Here is an 18,714-nt window from a genome sequence, read left to right on the forward strand (position 1 = left end):
AACTTCTCCCTGTGGGTATGGGTCCCGGGTTCGCTTCGCGCCCCGGGACGACGGCAATTGCTGAGCTGCTTACGTGCCATTTCCCCCTTTGAAATTGCTGCCCTTTTGCTAATACACAGGCGGACTTCCCTGAGGTACGCCATGCCCTCCTCCCCCGACGTCAGCGATCCCGCCTATGTCCGCGCGCGGGCGATGGTGACGCTGTTCGAACGGCTGGAGCATCTGTGCGAGGGCGCGATCGCGATCGACCGCGGCGGACGGGTGATCTACGTCAACGAGAAATATCTGGCCTCGCTCGGCCTCAAGCACACCACCGAAGCGATCGGCCGGCCGATCGAGGAGATCATCCCGAACAGCCTGATGCGGAACGTCGCCGAGAGCGGCGAGCCGATCCTGCTCGACATCATGGAGCTCGGCGGCGAGCAGCTCGTGGTGACGCGCATGCCGATCGAGGACGAGGACCGCAACGTCATCGGCGCGATCGGCTTCGTGCTCTACGACCACCTCGAAAGCCTCAAGCCGCTGCTCGCCCGCGTCACCCAGCTCGAGAGCGATCTGCGGCTGGCGCGGCGGCAATTGTCCAACGCCCGCGCGGCGCGCTTCACCCTTGCCGATTTCGTCGGCACGACACCGGCGATCGCGCAGGCCAAGGAGTTCGCCAAGCGCGCGGCGCGGCAGAGCGTGACCGTGCTGCTCACCGGCGAGACCGGCACCGGCAAGGAGCTGCTGGCGCAGGCGATCCACAATGCGTCCTCGCGCGCGGAAAAGCCGTTCGTCAGCGTCAATGTCGCGGCGATCCCGGAAACGCTGATCGAGTCCGAATTCTTCGGCACTGCGCCGGGCGCCTATACCGGCGCCGACCGCAGGGGGCGCGAGGGCAAGTTCCGGATCGCCGATGGCGGCACGCTGTTCCTCGACGAGATCGGCGAGATGCCGCTGCAATTGCAGGCCAAGCTGTTGCGCGTGCTGCAGGAGCGCGAGATCGAGCCGCTCGGCTCGGACAAGATCAGCAAGGTCGATGTGCGCGTCATTGCCGCGACCAACGTGGACTTGCGCAAGCGCGTCAGCGACGGCGCCTTCCGCGCCGATCTCTACTACCGCCTCAACGTGCTCTCGATCGACCTGCCCCCTCTGAGAAAATGCCTCGACGATCTGCCCGACATCTGCGCGCGGCTGATCGAGGACATCAGCGCCTCCGGCGATTTCCTCAATGCCAGGATCACGCCGAGCGGATTGTCGGCGCTCGCGCGCTACGACTGGCCCGGCAACGTCCGCGAGCTCCGCAACATTCTGGAACGCGCACTGATCCTGAGCGATTCCGGGCGCCTGACCGGCGACGATTTCGTTCACATCCTGCCGGTCAGCGCGGAGGCCGGCCCTGGACCGGCGCCGCAGATGACCGGCTCGGTCGTGCCCTATGCCGAAGCCGAGGCGGAGTTCGAGAAGCAGACGCTCGAACATGCGCTCGCCGCCAGCAACGGCCAGATCTCGGAAGCCGCGCGGATGCTGCGCATCTCGCGCGCGACGTTCTACAAGAAGCTCGCCAAGTTCGGACTGGCGTCGGGATCGCCGCCTGTCTGATTTTCGAGACGGCACGTGTCCGGAGTCTCGGACTCCTGACACCGCCATATCGGCGCTCGCCTGTGGCATTCGCGCGTGATCCGCCGCAATTTCAGCCATTCCCGCGCCAAGCCCCGGATCTGGCGCAGGGCTTGCTCTGAGGCGGCCTGAGGAAACGCATGGGCTGATGTGAAGCCAGGGGATCGTTAACGCGAACTCATCGCGGCCTGCGACGATCCGGCACGCGCACGTCAAGAGACTGTCACATGAGCCTCGTGCAAGCTCCGCCGGAAGGTGGAATTGCAATGTATGCACACTTGTGCAAATCGCTGTGATCAAGGCAGTTCATTCAAGGAGGAAATCATCGTGCGTCGATCGCTCATTCTCACGGCAGCCATCCTCGGCCTGGCCGCGAACACCTCCGCGCAGGCCGACGACCTCAAGGTCGCACTGATCTACGGCAAGACCGGCCCGCTCGAAGCCTACGCCAAGCAGACCGAAACCGGCCTGCAGATGGGTTTTGAATACGCCACCAAGGGCACCATGATGCTCGACGGCCGCAAGATCGTCGTCATCACCAAGGACGACCAAGGCAAGCCCGACCTGTCGAAGGCCGCGCTCGCGGAAGCCTATCAGGACGACAAGGCCGACATCGCGATCGGCACGACCTCGTCCGCCGCGGCGCTCGCCATCCTCCCCGTCGCCGAGGAGAACAAGAAGATCCTGATCGTCGAGCCCGCGGTCGCGGACCAGATTACCGGCGAGAAGTGGAATCGCTACATCTTCCGCACCGCGCGCAACTCGTCGCAGGACGCGATCTCGAACGCGGTCGCGATCGGCAAGCAGGGCGTCACCGTGGCGACGCTGGCGCAGGACTACGCCTTCGGCCGCGACGGCGTCGCCGCTTTCAAGGAGGCGCTCGCCAAGACCGGCGCGACGCTCGCCGCGGAAGAATACGCCCCGACCAACACCACCGACTTCACCGCGGTCGGCCAGCGCCTGTTCGACGCGCTGAAGGACAAGCCCGGCCGCAAGGTGATCTGGGTGATCTGGGCCGGCGCCGGAAATCCGCTGGCCAAGCTGCAGGACATGGACCCGAAGCGCTACGGCATCGAGCTGTCGACCGGCGGCAACATCCTGCCGGCGCTCGCGGCGTATAAGGGCCTGCCCGGCATGGAAGGCGCGACTTATTACTACTACGAGATCCCGAAGAACCCGGTGAACGACTGGCTGGTCGCCGAGCACCAGAAGCGCTTCAATGCGCCGCCGGACTTCTTCACCGCGGGTGGTTTTGCCGCCGCGATGTCCGTCGTCGCCGCCGTCACCAAGGCGAAGTCGACCGACACCGAGAAGCTGATCACGGCGATGGAAGGCCTGGAGTTCGACACGCCGAAGGGCAAGATGGTGTTCCGGAAAGAGGACCATCAGGCGCTCCAGAGCATGTATCACTTCAAGGTCAAGGTCGATCCGAACGTCGCCTGGGCCGTGCTCGAGCCGGTGCGCGAGCTCAAGATCGAGGACATGGACGTTCCGGTCCGCAACAAGCGCTGATATCGAATCCCCTCTCCCCGCCCGTGCGGGGAGAGGATCCTTCCCTATTCCAGAGTTATCCTCATGGCCCTGACGTTAGAGACGCGCGACCTCACCATCCGCTTCGGCGGCCATGTCGCGGTCAACAACGTCACCTGCACGTTCCGCCCCGGCGAGCTCACCGCCATCGTCGGGCCGAACGGCGCCGGCAAGACCACCTATTTCAACCTGATCTCGGGCCAGCTGCGCGCTTCACACGGCAGCATCCTGTTCGACGGCACCGACATCACCCAGCATTCCGCGCCGCTGCGCACCCGCGCGGGCCTCGGCCGCGCCTTCCAGCTCACCAACCTGTTTCCGAATCTCACCGTGGAAGAGAACGTCCGCCTCGCGGTGCAGGCGGCCAGCGGCACCCATTACGACATGCTGCGGCCCTGGATGGTCCGCCGCGACCTGATCACCCGCGCCGATTCCATCCTCGACCAGGTCGCACTCGGCAATCGCCGCGGCGTCGCGGCGACTGCGCTGTCGCATGGCGACCAGCGCAAGCTCGAGGTGGCGCTGATGATCGCGCTCGAACCCAAAGTGTTCATGTTCGACGAGCCGACCGCGGGCATGAGCATCGACGAGGTGCCGGTCGTGCTGAACCTGATCGCGCAGCTCAAGCAGGACAAGAGCAAGATCATCCTCCTCGTCGAGCACAAGATGGACGTGGTGCGCTCGCTCGCCGACCGCATCATCGTGCTGCACAACGGACAACTTGTCGCCGACGGTCCGCCGGCCGAGGTGATCGCCTCACCGATCGTGCAGGAAGCCTATCTCGGCGTTGCTCCAAAGAGTGCCGCATGACCGATCTGCTCAAACTCTCCGGCGTGCACACGCATATCGGCCGCTACCACATCCTCCAGGGCATCGACCTCGCAGTCCCCCAGGGCCAGACCACCATGCTGCTCGGCCGCAACGGCGCCGGCAAGACCACGACGCTGCGCACCGTCATGGGCCTGTGGCAGGCCTCCAGCGGCGAAATCACGCTTGCGGGCGAGCGCATCGAGAGCCGCGCCACGCCCGACATCGCGCGGCTCGGCGTCGGCTACGTGCCGGAGAGCATGGCGGTGTTTTCCGACCTCACGGTGAAGGAAAACCTGGTGCTGGCGGCGCGCGACGGGCCGCTCGACGATACCCAGCTCGACTGGATCTTCGGCTTCTTCCCCGCACTGCGCCGGTTCTGGCTGTCGCGCGCGGGAAGCCTCTCAGGCGGACAGAAGCAGATGTTGTCGATCGCGCGCGCCATCGTCGAGCCGCGCAAGCTGCTGCTGATCGACGAGCCGACCAAGGGATTGGCGCCCGCGATCGTCATGGCACTGATCGAGTGCCTGAAGGAGATCAAGCGCAAGGGTGCGACGATCCTGCTGGTCGAACAGAATTTCTTTGCCGCCCGCGAGCTCGGCGACAACGTGCTGGTCATGGACAACGGCACCATCGTTCATCGCGGCGAGATGGCGGCGCTCGCCGCCGACGTGCCGCTGCAGGAGCGGCTGCTCGGCCTGAGCCTGGAGGCGCATCAGTGACTGAACTCGCCGCAAATGATCCGCTGCCGAAGCCGAAGCGCGATCTCGCGCCGATCCTGCTGCCGATCGCGCTGGCGCTTGCGATGATTCCTCTGGTGGGGTCACCCAGCACCTGGCTGACGCTGACCGCCGCGAGTCTCGCCATGGGCATGATGATCTTCATCATGGCTTCGGGGCTGACGCTGGTATTCGGCCTGATGGACGTGCTCAATTTCGGCCACGGCGCCTTCATCGCCGTCGGCGCCTATGTGGCAACCCTCGTGCTGGCGCCGTTCGCGGCCTCGATGCAGGCGGATTCACTGTGGATGAACCTCGCCGTGCTGGCGCCGGCAGCGCTGCTGTCGATGGCAGTGTCCGGCGCGCTCGGCCTGGTCGTCGAGCGCGTGCTGATCCTGCCCGTCTACGGCCAGCACCTGAAGCAGATCCTGATGACGACGGGCGGCCTGATCGTCGCCGAGCAGACGCTCTATGCGCTGTGGGGGCCGCAGATCATCCCGACACCCCTGCCGACCTCGCTGCGAGGCTCCTTCATCCTCGGCGACGTCGCGATCGCCAAATACCGTGTGCTGGCGATGCTGATCGGCCTCGCGGTCTTCATCGCGATCCAGCTCGTGCTCAACCGCACCAAGCTCGGCCTGCTGATCCGCGCCGGCGTCGAGAACCGCGAGATGGTCGAGGCGCTCGGCTATCGCATCCGCCGCCTGTTCCTCGGCGTGTTCATGACGGGATCGGCGCTCGCCGGCCTCGGCGGCGTGATGTGGGCGCTCTATCGCGAGCAGGTCCATGCCTCCATGAGCGACGACCTCACCGTCCTGATTTTCATCGTCGTCATCATCGGCGGCCTCGGCTCGATCGGTGGCTGCTTCATCGGCGCCATCCTGGTCGCGATGGTCGCCAATTACGGCGGCTTCCTGGTGCCGAAACTCGCCCTCGTCTCCAACATCCTGCTGATGGTCGCCATTCTGATGTGGCGGCCGCGCGGCCTCTATGCGGTGACCAGCCGATGATGCTCCTGTCAGGCGATCCGCCGAAGAGCCGCGTGCTCACGCTTCTCCTCATCGTCATCATCCTGGCGCTGGCGGCGACGCCGTTCCTGTTCCCGGGCGCCAAGGCGCTGAACGTCGCGGCCAAGATCTGCGTCTTCGCCGCGCTCGTCGCCTCCTACGACCTCCTGCTCGGCTATACCGGCTCGGTGTCGTTCGCCCACACCATGTTCTACGGCATCGGCAGTTACGCGATCGCGATCGCGCTGTACGGGATGGGCCCGAACTGGGCCGCGGTCGCAACCGGCATCGTCGTCGGCCTGCCGCTCGCGGCGCTGCTCGCGCTCGCGATCGGCCTGTTCTCGCTGCGGGTCGCCGCGATCTTCTTTGCCATGATCACGCTCGCCGTCGCCTCCGCCTTCCAGGTGCTGGCCTCGCAGCTCTCCTGGCTGACCGGCGGCGAGGACGGGCGCAGCTTCCAGCTGCCGGAATTGCTGCGGCCCGGCACGGTGCTGATCTCCAAGAACCTGTTCGGATTCGAGATCAACGGCCGCATCCTCACCTTCTACCTGGTGTTCGCCGTCTCGGCCCTGATGATCCTCGCTTTGTTGCGTGTCGTGAACTCGCCGTTCGGACGCGTGCTCCAGGCGATCCGCGAGAACCGCTTTCGCGCCGAGGCGCTCGGCTTTCGCACCGTCTTCCACCTGACCTACGCCAACTGCCTCGCCGCGCTGGTCGCCGCCAGCGCCGGCATTTTGAACGCGCTGTGGCTGCGCTATGCCGGTCCCGACACCTCGCTCAGCTTCTCGATCATGCTGGACATCCTGTTGATGGTGGTGATCGGCGGCATGGGCACGATCTACGGCGCGATCATCGGCGCCACCATCTTCATCCTCGCCCAGAACTATCTGCAATCGCTGATGGGCGTCGCCTCCAAGGCGGCGAGCGAAGCCGGCCTGCCGTTGCTGCCGGGGCTGTTGCATCCCGATCGCTGGCTGCTGTGGCTCGGGCTGCTGTTCATCGCCAGCGTCTACTTCTTCCCGACCGGCGTCGTCGGACGTCTGCGCAATGCCGGCCGCGACAAGAGTGCGGGCGCTTCGCATTAAGCTGCGGTTAATGATGCAGCGCAGCGGTTGTGATGGGCACGGCACAACCGCGACGTGATTCCCGCCCCACTGCATACGGGCGCGACTGCACAACCGGATTAATGCTTAGGTAACTGGCTTTCCTAAGGTTTGCGCCATTTGTGCGGTGTATTCCTGTCCTTCCAGGGAGGGGGGAAATGCGCCAGGTCTTTTCCACGGTGACAGCCGGAATGTCATCAGCCGCGACCAACGGCTGGGCGGCCTTGGCGCGGCGTGGTCCTGTCCTCTGGCTGACCCTGTGCGGTGTGTTGCTGGTCGCCGGGATCTTCGCCGTGACCGCCATGGCCGTCGGCGAATTCCGCGAGCGCACCCTGGCCAACCGCGAGCGCGAGCTGGAAAACACGGTGCAGCTGATCGCGCGGCACTTCGATCAGCAATTCCAGGATTCCGACGTCGTCGCCGCCGACCTGATCGGGCAGATGAACCTGCCGGAGATCACTTCGCCGGCGATGTTCCGCGAGCGCATGTCCGGGCTCGCGACGAACCAGATGCTGCGGAGCAAGATCAGCTCCGTCTCCTATCTCGGCGACATCGCGATCTACGATGCCGACGGCGAGCTGATCAACTGGTCGCGAGCCGAGCCGCTGCCCAAGATCAACGTCTCCTCGCGCGCCTATTTCCAGACGTTCAAATCCGATCCGATGGCCGAATCGGTCATCCTGGAATCGGTCCGCAGCTTCATCATCGGCAAATGGACCACGATCGTCGCGCGGCGGCTGAGCGGCGCGGACGGCACCTTCCTCGGCGCCATGGTCCGGCGGATCGATCCGGACAGCTACCGGCAGTATTTCGCATCTGTCGCGCTTGCCGAGGGTACGGCGATCTCGCTGTTCGATCGCGAAGGCAAGATGCTGGCCCGCTATCCGCATGTCGAAGAGCTGATCGGCAGGAATTTCAAGGACGCGCCGCTGATGCGCAAGATGCTGGCCGAGGGCGGCCGGCACACGCTGCGCGTCAAGGGACCGATCGACGGCGAGGACCGCCTCGGCTCGGGGGCCTCGCTGTCGCATTTCCCGCTGGTCATTGTCGCGACCAACACCACGAGCGCCGCGCTGRCCGACTGGCGTCAGCAGACCGGCTTCATGGTCACCACGGCAACGCTTTCGGCGATCGTGATCGCATTGATCCTCTTCCTGATCATCCGCCAGATCAGCCGGCAGAACCGGGAAGCCCAGGAGCGGATCGAAGCGGAACGGCTGCGGCTCGACACCGCCCTGAACAACATGTCGCAAGGGCTGATCCTGTACGATGCCGCCGGATTTATCGTCACCTGCAACCGCCGCTACTCCGAGATGTTCGGCCTGTCCGACGACATCATCAAGCCCGGCTGTCACATCCGCGAGGCGATGCAGCATCGCAAGGAGCATGGCACGTTCGGCGGCGACGTCGAGACGTTTTGCACCGATGTGATGCGGGTCGTCGCCGAGGGCAAGGCCTCCAGCAGGATCCACGAACTGCCCAACGGCCGCGCCTTCCAGGTCATCAACACCCCGCTGGCGCAGGGCGGATGGGTCGCCACGATCGAGGAAATCACCGAGCGGCGCAATCTGGAGCAGGAACGCGACCGCAACTACATGTTCCTGCGCGAGATCATCGATCACATCCCCTCGCAGATCACGGTGAAGGATGCCCTGACGCGGCAATATCTGCTGGTCAACCGGACCGCCGAGGAGCAGTTCGGCCAGTCGGGTGACGTCATCGTCGGCAAGACTCCTTTCGACATGTATCCGGAAGCCGCCGCCAGGATCGTCAACGACGACGACAGCAAGGCGCTGCAGGCGCCCGGGGGATTGTTCAAGGACGAGCACGCCTGGCAGAGCCAGACCAAGGGACCGCGCTACATCACCTCGACCCGGATCGGCATTCGCGACAAGTCCGGCGAGCCGCGCTACCTCATCAGCGTCGTCGAGGATGTCACCGAGCGGCGGCGCGCCCACGACAAGATCGCGCATATGGCGCATTACGATGCGCTGACCGACCTGCCGAACCGCACGCTGTTCCGCGAACAGATCGAACGCGAGCTGGCGAAGGTCGCCGGCGGCGAGCAGTTCGCGCTGCTCTATATCGACGTCGACGAATTCAAGGGCATCAACGATTCGCTCGGCCATCACGTCGGCGACGAGCTGCTGAAGGCGATCGCGACCCGGCTGCGCGGCTGCCTCAAGAAGAGCGACCTGATCGCGCGGCTCGGCGGCGACGAATTCGCGGTGATCCAGAGCGGAATCCAGTCATCTGCGGACGTGCTGTCATTCGTGACGCGGATCTACGAGGCGATCCGCCAGCCCTATCACTGCCTCGGCCATCAGCTCTCCACCGACGCCAGCATCGGCATCGCGCTGGCGCCGCAGGACGGAACCGATCTCGACCAGCTCATCAAGCACGCCGATCTTGCGATGTACGGCGCCAAGGCCGAAGGACGCCGCACCCATCGCTTCTTCGAGCCGGAGATGGATGCGAGCGCCAAGGCGCGCCTGACCATGGAGCAGGATCTACGCCAGGCGCTGGTGAACGGCGGCTTCGAGATCCACTACCAGCCGCTGGTCGACCTGCGCACCAACGACGTGTCGGGCTGCGAGGCGCTGCTGCGCTGGCGGCATCCCGAACGCGGCTGGGTGTCACCGGCGGAGTTCATTCCGATCGCCGAGGATACCGGCCTGATCAACGAGCTCGGCGACTGGGTGCTGCGCATGGCCTGCAACGAGGCCGCGACCTGGCCGGCGCATGTGCGGATTGCGGTCAACGTCTCGCCGGTGCAGCTCAAATGCGACACGCTGGCGCTGCGGATTGCCGGCGCACTCGCCGCCTCCGGGCTCTCTCCCTCCCGGCTCGAGCTCGAAATCACCGAGGCCGTGCTGATCCGCGACGACGAGGCCGCGCTCTCGATCCTGCACCAGCTCCGGTCGATCGGCGTGCGCATCGCGCTCGACGATTTCGGCACCGGCTATTCCTCGCTGAGCTATCTGAAGCGCTTCCCGTTCGACAAGATCAAGATCGACCGCTGCTTCGTCGCCGACATCGCGGAGACCAGTGGCGCGCCCGTGATCGTGCAGGCGGTGGTGAACATCGCCGCGGCGAGCCACATGACCACCGTCGCCGAGGGCGTCGAGACCGAGGCGCAGCGCGAGATGCTGCGCGCGCTCGGCTGCACGGAGATGCAGGGTTATCTGTTCAGCAAACCGAAGCCCGCCGCCGAGGTGCGAAAGCTGTTCGGTCCGAACGATGCCGCGCCGGTGGCGGCGGTGGCCTGAGATGGCGAAGCCGCGGAAAACGTCAGCGAAAGGCGTCGACGTCGCGGATTCCTATGCCGTGCGGCTGATGCAGCATCTGGTGGTGCCGACCTTCGTGATCGACCCCAAGCGCCGCGTCGTGATCTGGAACAGAGCCTGCGAGCGGCTGACCGGCGTTCCCGCCGCGGAGGTGATCGGCACGACGAAACACTGGCAGGCCTTCTACGAGACCCGGCGCCCCTGCCTCGCCGACCTGGTCGCGCTCGACCGTCCCGAGCAGCTGCCGGAGTTTTATTCGGAATATGCCGCACGCGGCCACAACGGGCTCGGCTTTTCCGCGGAGAACTGGTGCGTGATGCCCAAGCTCGGCAGCCAGCTCTATCTCGCGATCGACGCCGGTCCTATCCACGACGAGGCCGGCCATCTGATCGCCGTGGTGGAGACGCTGCGCGACCTCACCGATCAGAAGCGCGCCGAGATGGCGCTGAAGGAGCTCGCCACCAAGGACGGGCTGACCGGCCTGTCGAACCGGCGCGCCTTCGACCAGATGCTGATGAGCGAATGGGCTCGCGCCCAGCGGACGCAGAAGCCGATGGCGCTGCTGTTCGTCGACGTCGATCATTTCAAGCTGTTCAACGACCGGCACGGCCACCAGAGCGGCGACGAATGCCTGCGTGCGGTCGCTGATGTCGTCAGCCGCCACGCCGTGCGCCCGCTCGACCTCGCCAGCCGCTATGGCGGGGAAGAGTTCGCGCTGATCCTGCCCGACATGGATTGCGATGCCGCCTGCGCCATCGCCGAGGAGATCCGCGGTGCCGTCATGACCTTGCGGATCGCTCATGGAGCTGTTGGAGCCGGCGACCACGTCACCCTCAGCGTCGGCGTCGCCAGCCATATTCCCACTGAGGCCGACGGCAGCCCCGACCGGCTGCTGGGTGCGGCCGACGAGGCGCTCTATGCGGCAAAACGGCTCGGCCGCAACCGCGTCATCTGCTCCGAACGCCTGCTGGCCGAGTTCGCGCGCGCCGATCGCGGCTCGCCCGGGATTCAAGTCGCCGCCAATCGCCGGTCCAGCCGCGGCTGACGTTCATCCCACCGAAGGTTCTATTGCGTTCGGCCTGACCAACAGGTGATGTTGCGCCGGAACAACACTCACATTTTCTTCTCGAAAAGCCGCAATTTCTCGGGCGCTCGTTTGAATATAGATAAGTCGTTGCCTGGAGCCGTATTCGCTTTGAAATTTCCCTGTCCATCTCGCAGTGCCCTCCCCTCCGCCAAAAACGCCATCGCCTGGTCGCGAGTGACGGCCGAACCCGGCTCGGCCGCCAAGACCAACCGCTGATGACCGAAGCAGCCGGTTCGTTTCGCGGACGTGTCCACCGCGGAACGCAGCAAATTGGTGGCACCTGCATCGAGCTCGAGGCCGCGGGCGAGCGAATCCTGCTCGACCTTGGCCTTCCGCTGGATGCCGACGGCGCGTCCGACGATCTTCTCCCGCCTGTGGCCGGGCTTCGCGTCGAAGATCCAACCCTGCGTGCGGTTGTCCTGTCGCACGGACACGGCGATCATTGGGGTTTGCTCCCCCTGTGCAGACCCAATGTCCCCCTCGCCATGGGCGCTGCGACCGCGCGCATCATGTGTGCGGCAGCTCCTTTCGTGCCCAACGCCTTCGTGCCCAATGTTTCATTCGAGCTGAACGATCGCAGAACCTTCCAGATCGGCCCGTTCAGCATCACGCCCTATCTTGTCGATCACTCGGCCTATGATGCCTATGCGCTGCTGATCCAGGCTGCCGGCCGGCGTCTGTTCTACAGCGGCGACATCCGTGCGCACGGTCGCAAGGGCGGTCTGTTCGAACGTTTGGTCAGCCATCCGCCCCGCGATATCGACACGATGCTGATGGAGGGGTCGAGCCTCGGCCGTCTCGACGAGCACACGCAATTCCCGACGGAGGACGACATCGAGGCGAGGCTGACCCAGAGTTTTAAACAGCCAGGCTTCGTCATCCTCTCGGCGTCCGCGCAGAACATCGATCGCATCGTCAGTATCTATCGCGCCTGCAAGCGCAGCGGCCGGACGCTGCTGCTGGACCTCTATGCGATGGAGATATTGCGGGCCACCGGCAACGAGCGCTTGCCGAACGCCGGCTGGCCCAATTTGTCGGTCTATGTGCCGGAATATCAGCGGCGACAGATCGCAAGGAACAAGCGCTTCGACCTGCTGGATCCCTACAAATCCGCACGGATCTACCGCGAGCGCATCACCGAGATCGCCGATCGCACCGTGATGCTGTTTCGTCCGGCAATGGCCCACGACGTGGAGGCCGCAAATCTCTGGCCCGGCACCAGAGCGATCTGGTCGCAATGGGACGGATATCTGAAGGACGGTCCTGGCGCCAGACTGAAGGTGGATCTCGCGACACGCGGCGTTCCCATCGAGATCATCCACACCTCGGGCCACGCCAGCATCCTGGATCTCAAGCGGCTCGCGAACGCAATACAGCCGGACAGGCTGGTGCCCGTTCACACATTCGAAGGCGACAGTTTCTCCAGATATTTTGACAACGTCACGCGACGCAGCGATGGCGAATGGTGGGAGGTATGAGATGAGCTTCAGACGCGGAATCCGGGGCGACGACTTTCGCAAGGCACTCGAGACACTCGCCCAGCAGGATGGCTGGTGGAAAGACGTTCTCGCCGATCCCACACTCATCATCGGCATTCGGGACGAATACCTTAACGTCTATTGGCAGGGGCAATCCATCTTCAAAGTGTCATTCAAGGGCGGGAAAGTGACCGCCTCGACGCACGAAAAGTATCTGCTGAATCCGGACTTGAAGGATCAGATTTCGCTCGTCGAGGGGAAGTTCTCCTTCGGCAAGGCCGAGCAAAGGATGCTGACGCGCGACTACGAAGGCGCAGAGACGCTGGCGAAGCTCAAAAGGGCTGCATCGGCCTATTCCGGACAGGAGAAGGAAGGCGTCCACGAGATCGCGACGTCCAATCTCTCCGTCGTCGACGTGGAGATTGCGATCAACGCCTCGGGCATCCCCGGTATCAAGCGGAAGCTCCCCCGCATGGACCTGGCGAACTTCGAAACGACGGCAAACGGCGTCGATCTGGTGTTCTGGGAGGCCAAGATGTTCAGCAACCCCGAGCTGGAAAATCGCGATATTGTCGGTCAGATCGAGGACTATCAGAAGGTGATCGACGCTCACAAGACGGAGATCGATGACAGCTATCGATGGGTTGCGAAGAATCTGGCCAAGATGGCGGAATGGAGCAACGGGCGTCGCAGCGCAGTTGGAGCGATCAGCGCCGTTGCGGAGGGGGGGCAGCTCAACGTGAACAGCGCCAATATCGGACTGCTCGTCTATAATTTTACCGAGGATCAACGCGATCGCAAGGACGAGGGCGGCAAGAGGCTGAATGACAGAGTGATTGAATCGCTCGCGCAGGTGGGCGTGGGCCCGAAGCGGATCAGGTTCAAAGGCACGCCAAAGGGTCTCACCATCTGAGTTGGCACGAGAGAGAAACCTGGCTTTGCCCCTTCCCGAAGACGAACTGCTCACCTTCGCGATCGGCGACATCCACGGCTGCTTTGACAAGCTGACGTCGCTGCTCGCCGCGTGCGAGGAGCTTCGCGGCGAGCGGAGCGCGCAGTTTGTGCTTGTCGGAGACTATATCGACCGGGGACCCCAAAGCCGCGAGGTGATGGATTTTCTCGTCGCCAGCGAGGGGAAGCAGGACTGCCCCTTCGTCTGTCTGCGGGGCAACCATGAGGAGATGCTGCTTCGCGCGGCCGACATGGAGCGCACCGACCGCGACCTCATGAATTGGTGGGGCAACGGCGGCGAGCAGACGCTCGACAGCTACGGGATCGACGATCCCGCCGATCTGCCGAGCGAGCATCTCGACTGGATACGCGCGCTTCCGCTGACGAGAATCGAGCATGGGCGGCTGTTCGTCCATGCTGGACTACGGCCGGACGTGCCGCTGGCGTCACAATCCGAGCGGGACCTGCTGTGGATCCGGGTACCCTTCCTGTCGTCGGATCAAGACCACGGGCTTTTCGTTGTCCATGGCCATACGCCGGTCCGGACCGGGACACCCGATCTGCGGGCCAACCGATTGAACCTCGATACCGGCGCCTGCTTCGGCGGCCCGCTCACGGCGGCCGTGTTCGCCACCTCGGAGACGGGCCCGTTGATGTTCGTGACCGATTCCGGCGAGATCTCGGGACCGGCCGCCCTCCGGGATTGAAGAGCGAAGCATAAGACCAGGAATTGGGCGATGCCGGGCGTCCGGGCCCGGGCAAAGCGGAGGTTGCCCACCCCCCGCCAATCGGCTAAATGAACCTCGACTAGCACCCGTAGCTCAGCTGGATAGAGCGTTGCCCTCCGAAGGCAAAGGTCACACGTTCGAATCGTGTCGGGTGCGCCAGTCTCCTTTCTCTTTACCGAGACTGTACTCTTTACCGAGACTGTGTGCGGGGCCGAGATTGTGTGCCGGCTTTTGACGCTGTGACGGCACCATCCATCAAATGTTGCGGCTCGCAATCTGGCCTTCGCAACGTCGCGCGCGCGTCCGGCTAAGCATATCGAATGGAAAAGCGGTCACAAATCTCTGACCAATTGCGCAATTGATTGCACCCTTAAATTGTACTATTGTTCATGGGTTGCGGAAAATGAGCCTGATCGCGGCACGTTTCTGGTCGCGATCATCGGGGCAGGTCCGGTTGTAGGCGTGATGTCGCAGACCGATATCCGGTTATTGTCGGACTGAATCACCCCAGGAGCGCTCGTCCCGCAAGCAATGAGCCAACACTGAACCTGCTTGACGACGTCAGTCCAGTGGCGGCGCCAGGAACAGGGCTTCGCAATCAACCAAGTCGGGAGGGGTGCTTCAGATGAAAACCATCGCCCAGTTCGTCGAGGATCGCATTACGACGCTTTCCGACCTGAAAGACGCACTCCAGACCGCGATGCAATTGGAGTTCTCCACCATCCCGCCTTATCTTTGCGCGCAATGGTCGATCAACAGCGACCCGGGCGGCGTCGGCGGTATGATTGAGGACATTGTGGTGCAAGAGATGTATCACTTTGCCCTGGCAGGCAACATGCTGACCGCGATCGGCGGCGTGCCATCCATTGCCAATGCGACCTTCATTCCGAGCTACCCGACCAATGTCCTGCCCGGAGAAATTCTGCAAAAGTTGCCCGTTGATCTGAAGCCGCTTACGCCAGATCAAGTTCAGGTCTTCATGCAGATCGAGTATCCGGAATTTCCACCGGTTGCGCTCGCCGCAAGAACGGGACCCGCGACGATCGGTGATTTCTACGATGCGATCGCCGAGGGTTTCACCACAGTCAATCCCGCGATCAATGCCAGCGCCTTCGCGGTCAATTCGGGGGAAGCAACGCCGATCAAGAGCATCGCCGATGCGCAGGCGGCGATCCAGCTGATCAAGGCCGAAGGTGAAGGTACGGAAGGCTCTCCTAACCAACCCCCAACCGGTAATGCAACATTCGCCCACTATTATGTCTTCAAGGAAATCTACACCGAGAAAACGCTGGTGCAGGATGCGGCGGGCCACTGGAGCTTTACGGGAGCACCAATCCCGTTTCCGACCTGGTTCGATTTTCAGCAATCGACCGTCACACCGAGTCCGTCGCTTGCGTTCAATCAGGCCCTGTCGCAGCTCTTGATCGGCCTTCAAACTTGCTGGACAAGCGGTACAAGACCCAGCATCGGCGCCATGTTCACACTTCAGTCGCTTGGCACGGACCTCATCCAGCAGGGCATTCGTCCTGAGTTCCTATGGGCGCCTCCGTCGGCATGAACTCCGGATCTGCCGCCGGCCTCCCAGAACAAGCACTCACGTCAGCATCGAGATGATCGACTGGATCTGATCGGAGGCGGACGTCACCAGGGCGTCATACGACGTATGACCGTGCGCGGCAGCCTTCAAAATGCATTCGGCGACAGCGGCTTTCAGACCGAACACCGACTGATCGGCTGGTACGCTCGCCATCACGGTCTCGAGGGCCTGGCGCATGGTCTGAATGAGCTCGGAGCTGTATTGCATTGGCTGTCCTCCGCGCTCCCATGTAGGAACGCGTGCCTAGGCTCGCCACTCACAAGCCTGAGATTGCCCTTTGATGAGCCTTGGACAAATCGCCTCAATTCAAGCGCCAGATGGCCGCATTGAGCAGGCCGGCAAAGGCGACCCAGGCTGCGTAAGGCACGAACAACGCGGCGGCCAGCCTGTCCCGTGACATCTCGATACTGATGTAGGTCACGATCGCAACGAACAGGCAAATGAGTATGACGAGCGCGGCTCCAATCTGGTGCATCGTGAACATCGCCGGAGACCAGACGAAATTGAGCGCCAGCTGCGCGGCCCAGACCTGCATCGCTCGACCCGACGGCTCACGGCGAAAAGTCCGCCAGCCCGCAACCGCGATCATGATGTAAAGGATAGTCCACGCCACCGGGAACGCCCAGTTCGGCGGCACGAAACCCGGCTTGGCAAGGGCCGCATACCATTCTCCCGGAAGATTGGTCGCACCGATCAGCCAGCCGATGCCGACCACACCGACGACGAAGGCCAATAGCTGAAGCATCCATCACCTCGCGCTTCTCTTCGGGCAACTGTATCATCGTTCCATGAGCGAATCCGGCACGGTGACTGGCGATGTCTCGCCCGTCCGCAAGATCATCCATATCGACATGGATGCCTTCTATGCGTCCGTGGAGCAGCGCGACAATCCGGAGCTGCGCGGCAAGCCGGTCGCCGTCGGCGGCTCCGCGGAACGCGGCGTCGTCGCGGCCGCGAGCTACGAGGCCCGCAAGTTCGGTGTTCGCTCCGCGATGCCGTCGGTGACCGCGAAGCGGCAATGTCCCGACCTGATCTTCGTCAGGCCGCGCTTCGAGGTCTACAAGGCGATCTCCAGGCAGATCCGCGACATCTTTGCCGAGCACACGCCAATCATCGAGCCATTGTCGCTCGACGAGGCCTATCTCGACGTGACCGAGAATTTGCAAGGCATCCCGTTGGCGCGCGACGTCGCCTTGCTGATCCGTGAGAAGATCAAGGCCGAGACCGGCCTCAACGCTTCGGCGGGCATCTCCTACAACAAGTTTCTTGCAAAGCTCGCCTCCGATCATCGCAAGCCCAACGGTCAGTTCGTGATCTCGCCGGAGATGGGACCCGCCTTCGTCGAGACGCTGCCCGTCGGCAAGTTCCACGGGATCGGCCCGGCGACCAGTGCGAAGATGAATGCGCTCGGCCTGTTCACCGGCCTCGATATCCGCAACCAGACGCTGGAGTTCATGAATGCGAATTTCGGCAAGTCGGGCGCCTATTACTACTGGATCTCACGCGGCGTCGACGAGCGGCCGGTCCGGGCTAACCGCATTCGCAAGTCGATCGGCGCGGAGACGACGTTCTCGACCGACCTCGACGAATACGGCGCGCTGGCCGCCGAGCTCAAGCCGCTCGTCGACAAGGTCTGGCGCCATTGCGAGACGACCGGCAACCGCGGCCGCACCGTCACCCTGAAGATCAAGTTCGCCGACTTCGAGATCATCACGCGCGGCAGGTCCGTCACAGCGCCGGTTGCGGGCCGGGACGACCTGGAGCGGCTGGCCTGCGGCCTGCTCGAAGCCGAGATGCCGCTGCCCAAGCGCGTCAGGCTCCTGGGGGTATCGCTGTCTGCCCTCCAGGACGGCGACGATGCGGAGCCGCAGCTGACTTTCGGCATTTGAACCAGCCTGGAAAGCCCCGCCGCGAACGCGAAATCCTTGTCCGCGGCGCGGCTCCAAACCAGTCATGGAAGGTGGCGGGATTTTCAGACCCGCCACCCGTAGAAGCCGATCCGCTCGGGCCAATCAATGCCTCACATGCTCGAACACGACGATCACACCCGTCGGCTCCGGCTCATGGGCCATCAGGCGCGTGAGGTCGGCATCGCTCCAGTCGGCGAGGCTGACGACTTCGCCGGTCTGGCACTCGGCGCTGACCGACGGCGTCGGCTCGAGCACCTTCAGGCCCGTTTCGTCGACGAAGAAGGTGTGTTCGCCGAACATGCTGTTGAGCTGCGGCATGGCGGGATGTTCGTCGGGCAGCACCTGGGCGCCGAGTTGGTTGACGGTCTGCTTCACCTGTTCGGATGTGAGCTTCATGCGCTGCTCCGTTTCTGTCGTGCCGGGTTTCAGTGAGTTGAGCCAAAACGGGCGTTCCCTGCGCCTGTGTCGCCTGGCTCAAATTCCCGAACGGGTGTTGCGCACGAATGTTCCGGAAAAATGCATTTCGTGATCGCGAGTTTCATCTGCCGCGCTCACGGCACGGGATCGCCACACGATGCACATGATCCGCCTGTCGATGCCGCTATTCGACGGCTTCGACGATCCGGATGTCGCGGTCGGCACCGTCGCCGAGCAGGTCGTGAGCGGCCTTGTAGGCGGGACTTTCATACGCCGCCTTGGCTCGCTCGACGCTGTCGAACTCGATGAGAACGACGCGTTCCATCAGGCCATGCTCGTAGGCCGCAACCGGCATCCCGCGCGCGAGCACGCGTCCACCGGCGGCCTCGATGGCCGGACGCGACAGCTTGGCATAGGCCGCCATGGCGTCGGGGCTCTTGATCGCGCGATAGGTCGCAACCCAATAGGCTTTTGCCATTTTTGTTCTCCTGGTT

Annotated in this window: 18 protein-coding genes and 1 tRNA gene; 14 read left to right on the top strand and 5 right to left on the bottom strand. The window is 63.7% G+C overall.

All coding sequences use genetic code 11. The features are described 5' to 3' along the window. Positions 1 to 141: 141 nt before the first annotated feature. The 8 genes from AC1DW2_RS33035 to AC1DW2_RS33070 all read left to right on the top strand — a co-directional run bounded on the left by AC1DW2_RS33035 (position 142) and on the right by AC1DW2_RS33070 (position 11,097). Positions 142 to 1,581, top strand: coding sequence for a sigma-54 interaction domain-containing protein (locus tag AC1DW2_RS33035; RefSeq protein ID WP_354239768.1), 1,440 nt, complete (start codon positions 142 to 144; stop codon positions 1,579 to 1,581). Positions 1,582 to 1,926: 345 nt separating this feature from the next. After that, entirely contained in the window at positions 1,927 to 3,111 is a 1,185-nt protein-coding gene (locus tag AC1DW2_RS33040; protein ID WP_354113292.1) for a substrate-binding domain-containing protein, read from the top strand. Between the two features lie 63 nt (positions 3,112 to 3,174). Then, a complete protein-coding gene (locus AC1DW2_RS33045) occupies positions 3,175 to 3,939 on the top strand; it encodes an ABC transporter ATP-binding protein (protein WP_441497876.1) in 765 nt (254 codons plus the stop codon). Beyond that, positions 3,936 to 4,658 (top strand): ABC transporter ATP-binding protein, encoded by a 723-nt coding sequence (locus AC1DW2_RS33050; RefSeq protein ID WP_212095247.1) that lies wholly within the window; start codon positions 3,936 to 3,938, stop codon positions 4,656 to 4,658. The genes AC1DW2_RS33045 and AC1DW2_RS33050 overlap by 4 nt, the downstream gene beginning before the upstream one ends. After that, entirely contained in the window at positions 4,655 to 5,665 is a 1,011-nt protein-coding gene (locus AC1DW2_RS33055) for a branched-chain amino acid ABC transporter permease (RefSeq protein ID WP_085404082.1), read from the top strand. Before AC1DW2_RS33050 ends, AC1DW2_RS33055 begins: the two co-directional genes overlap by 4 nt. Continuing rightward, positions 5,662 to 6,747, top strand: coding sequence for a branched-chain amino acid ABC transporter permease (locus AC1DW2_RS33060; RefSeq protein ID WP_028149341.1), 1,086 nt, complete (start codon positions 5,662 to 5,664; stop codon positions 6,745 to 6,747). The genes AC1DW2_RS33055 and AC1DW2_RS33060 overlap by 4 nt, the downstream gene beginning before the upstream one ends. A gap of 176 nt (positions 6,748 to 6,923) precedes the next feature. Continuing rightward, entirely contained in the window at positions 6,924 to 10,034 is a 3,111-nt protein-coding gene (locus tag AC1DW2_RS33065; RefSeq protein WP_477008046.1) for a bifunctional diguanylate cyclase/phosphodiesterase, read from the top strand. Position 10,035: 1 nt separating this feature from the next. Next, positions 10,036 to 11,097, top strand: coding sequence for a sensor domain-containing diguanylate cyclase (locus AC1DW2_RS33070; RefSeq protein ID WP_477008047.1), 1,062 nt, complete (start codon positions 10,036 to 10,038; stop codon positions 11,095 to 11,097). 68 nt (positions 11,098 to 11,165) lie between these two features. Here AC1DW2_RS33070 and AC1DW2_RS33075 read toward each other — a convergent pair whose 3' ends face one another. Continuing rightward, positions 11,166 to 11,582, bottom strand: coding sequence for a hypothetical protein (locus tag AC1DW2_RS33075; RefSeq protein WP_441497899.1), 417 nt, complete (start codon positions 11,580 to 11,582; stop codon positions 11,166 to 11,168). Here AC1DW2_RS33075 and AC1DW2_RS33080 point away from each other — a divergent pair. From AC1DW2_RS33080 to AC1DW2_RS33100, 5 genes are all read left to right on the top strand, one after another. Then, the gene (locus tag AC1DW2_RS33080; RefSeq protein ID WP_477008057.1) at positions 11,475 to 12,617 is read left to right on the top strand and encodes an MBL fold metallo-hydrolase; all 1,143 of its coding nucleotides are present in this window, start codon (positions 11,475 to 11,477) and stop codon (positions 12,615 to 12,617) included. The two genes, AC1DW2_RS33075 and AC1DW2_RS33080, sit on opposite strands and share 108 nt — an antisense overlap. Continuing rightward, positions 12,595 to 13,530 carry a hypothetical protein gene (locus AC1DW2_RS33085; RefSeq protein ID WP_441497873.1) on the top strand — a complete coding sequence of 312 codons (936 nt, stop codon included), beginning with the start codon at positions 12,595 to 12,597 and terminating at the stop codon, positions 13,528 to 13,530. Before AC1DW2_RS33080 ends, AC1DW2_RS33085 begins: the two co-directional genes overlap by 23 nt. Positions 13,531 to 13,555: 25 nt before the next feature. After that, on the top strand, positions 13,556 to 14,275 hold the full coding sequence (locus tag AC1DW2_RS33090) for a metallophosphoesterase family protein (RefSeq protein WP_477008048.1): 720 nt from the start codon (positions 13,556 to 13,558) through the stop codon (positions 14,273 to 14,275). 103 nt (positions 14,276 to 14,378) lie between these two features. Continuing rightward, positions 14,379 to 14,455: transfer RNA gene (locus AC1DW2_RS33095), tRNA-Arg, on the top strand. Between the two features lie 466 nt (positions 14,456 to 14,921). Then, on the top strand, positions 14,922 to 15,854 hold the full coding sequence (locus tag AC1DW2_RS33100; RefSeq protein ID WP_166347686.1) for a ferritin-like domain-containing protein: 933 nt from the start codon (positions 14,922 to 14,924) through the stop codon (positions 15,852 to 15,854). A gap of 36 nt (positions 15,855 to 15,890) precedes the next feature. Here the strand turns inward: AC1DW2_RS33100 and AC1DW2_RS33105 are convergent, their stop codons facing one another. Both AC1DW2_RS33105 and AC1DW2_RS33110 read right to left on the bottom strand, forming a co-directional pair. Further along, positions 15,891 to 16,100, bottom strand: a complete 210-nt coding sequence (locus AC1DW2_RS33105) for a hypothetical protein (RefSeq protein WP_014491045.1) — start codon at positions 16,098 to 16,100, stop codon at positions 15,891 to 15,893. Positions 16,101 to 16,194: 94 nt separating this feature from the next. Further along, positions 16,195 to 16,638 carry a TspO/MBR family protein gene (locus AC1DW2_RS33110; RefSeq protein ID WP_175627419.1) on the bottom strand — a complete coding sequence of 148 codons (444 nt, stop codon included), beginning with the start codon at positions 16,636 to 16,638 and terminating at the stop codon, positions 16,195 to 16,197. A gap of 43 nt (positions 16,639 to 16,681) precedes the next feature. On the opposite strand from AC1DW2_RS33110, the gene dinB reads away from it, so the two are divergent. Then, positions 16,682 to 17,782, top strand: a complete 1,101-nt coding sequence (dinB, locus tag AC1DW2_RS33115) for a DNA polymerase IV (protein WP_166347683.1) — start codon at positions 16,682 to 16,684, stop codon at positions 17,780 to 17,782. A gap of 123 nt (positions 17,783 to 17,905) precedes the next feature. Here dinB and AC1DW2_RS33120 read toward each other — a convergent pair whose 3' ends face one another. Then, on the bottom strand, positions 17,906 to 18,199 hold the full coding sequence (locus tag AC1DW2_RS33120; protein ID WP_166347680.1) for a hypothetical protein: 294 nt from the start codon (positions 18,197 to 18,199) through the stop codon (positions 17,906 to 17,908). A 205-nt stretch (positions 18,200 to 18,404) separates the two neighbouring features. Next, entirely contained in the window at positions 18,405 to 18,698 is a 294-nt protein-coding gene (locus AC1DW2_RS33125; protein ID WP_166347677.1) for a DUF1330 domain-containing protein, read from the bottom strand. Between the last annotated feature and the right edge of the window lie 16 nt (positions 18,699 to 18,714).

The organism is Bradyrhizobium sp. P3_C3, assembly GCF_056402655.1.

Bases quoted from the DNA above. Each gene is read 5' to 3' on its own strand.
- AC1DW2_RS33035 (WP_354239768.1), top strand. From the start codon at position 142: ATGCCCTCCTCCCCCGACGTCAGCGATCCCGCCTATGTCCGCGCGCGG.
- AC1DW2_RS33045 (WP_441497876.1), top strand. From the start codon at position 3,175: ATGGCCCTGACGTTAGAGACGCGCGACCTCACCATCCGCTTCGGCGGC.
- AC1DW2_RS33050 (WP_212095247.1), top strand. From the start codon at position 3,936: ATGACCGATCTGCTCAAACTCTCCGGCGTGCACACGCATATCGGCCGC.
- AC1DW2_RS33060 (WP_028149341.1), top strand. From the start codon at position 5,662: ATGATGCTCCTGTCAGGCGATCCGCCGAAGAGCCGCGTGCTCACGCTT.
- AC1DW2_RS33070 (WP_477008047.1), top strand. From the start codon at position 10,036: ATGGCGAAGCCGCGGAAAACGTCAGCGAAAGGCGTCGACGTCGCGGAT.
- AC1DW2_RS33075 (WP_441497899.1), bottom strand. From the start codon at position 11,582: ATGATCGCCGTGTCCGTGCGACAGGACAACCGCACGCAGGGTTGGATC.
- AC1DW2_RS33085 (WP_441497873.1), top strand. From the start codon at position 12,595: ATGGCGAATGGTGGGAGGTATGAGATGAGCTTCAGACGCGGAATCCGG.
- AC1DW2_RS33100 (WP_166347686.1), top strand. From the start codon at position 14,922: ATGAAAACCATCGCCCAGTTCGTCGAGGATCGCATTACGACGCTTTCC.
- AC1DW2_RS33105 (WP_014491045.1), bottom strand. From the start codon at position 16,100: ATGCAATACAGCTCCGAGCTCATTCAGACCATGCGCCAGGCCCTCGAG.
- AC1DW2_RS33110 (WP_175627419.1), bottom strand. From the start codon at position 16,638: ATGCTTCAGCTATTGGCCTTCGTCGTCGGTGTGGTCGGCATCGGCTGG.
- dinB (WP_166347683.1), top strand. From the start codon at position 16,682: ATGAGCGAATCCGGCACGGTGACTGGCGATGTCTCGCCCGTCCGCAAG.
- AC1DW2_RS33120 (WP_166347680.1), bottom strand. From the start codon at position 18,199: ATGAAGCTCACATCCGAACAGGTGAAGCAGACCGTCAACCAACTCGGC.
- AC1DW2_RS33125 (WP_166347677.1), bottom strand. From the start codon at position 18,698: ATGGCAAAAGCCTATTGGGTTGCGACCTATCGCGCGATCAAGAGCCCC.